This window comes from Ohessyouella blattaphilus (genome assembly GCF_024721265.1).
GTDB classification, from domain to species: Bacteria; Bacillota; Clostridia; order Lachnospirales; family Lachnospiraceae; genus Aequitasia; species Aequitasia blattaphilus_A.
The window spans coordinates 1-881 of sequence record NZ_JAMXOC010000087.1 but is presented as its reverse complement, the minus strand read 5'-3'; the positions used below and the strand labels follow the sequence as shown (position 1 = coordinate 881).

1 protein-coding gene is annotated in these 881 nt (G+C 44.6%); it reads right to left on the bottom strand.

Annotated elements, in window-relative coordinates; all coding sequences use genetic code 11:
- Positions 1–881 (bottom strand): NAD(P)/FAD-dependent oxidoreductase (locus NHH16_RS15475; RefSeq protein WP_262070485.1); only part of this gene is annotated, 881 nt, incomplete at both ends.

Sequence of the window (881 nt, the reverse complement as noted above, 5' to 3'; positions counted from 1 at the left end):
ATCTGGGTAGCAGCAATGGCACCATCAGCGGCAGCCGTTACTACCTGGCGAAGACTCTTAATGCGAACATCGCCGGCTACGTATACGCCGTCTAGATTCGTTCCCATATTTTCGTCGCCTTTAATGTATCCTCTTTCATCCATATCGATAATTCCTTTAAATAGATCAGAGTTAGGAATCGTACCGATAAAACCAAAGAGTCCAAAAAGACCATCGTCTTCGTCAGCAACTACTGTAGTAATCTCGCCAGTCTTTACATTTTTCACTTTCATTTCTGAAAGAATGTCTTCGCCACCGATTTCCTCCACAACCGAATCCCACATAAAGTCTACTTTCGGATTAGCAAAGGCTTTTTCCTGAATAGACTTCGCTGCTCTTAGTTCATCCCGGCGATGAATAATCGTTACTTTTCTGGCGAATTTCGTTAGATAAAGGGCTTCTTCTACAGCCGAGTCACCACCACCGACTACGTATACTTCTAAGTCTTCAAAGAAGTTAGCATCGCAGGTAGCGCAGTAAGAAACGCCTCTACCGATATAGTCCTCTTCTCCTTTACAACCAATCGGTCTAGAGAAAGCACCGGTAGCTACGATTACGTTCTTGGCTTGATACTCAGCTTTCGCCGTCTTAATTACTTTAATCTCTCCATCAAGAGAAACTTCCGTAACTGTATCGGCTATGCGCTCGCAACCAAACTTTTCTGCTTGTTCTGTCATTCTCGCTACTAAAGAAGCTCCTGACTCCCCTTCTACTCTTTGACCAGGGTAGTTCTCGATCTCATCAGTAATAGCGATTTGACCGCCATCTTGTCCTTTTTCAATAATCAAAGTACTCAGGCGACTTCTACCGGCGTAGAGTCCTGCTGCTAAACCAGCAGGACC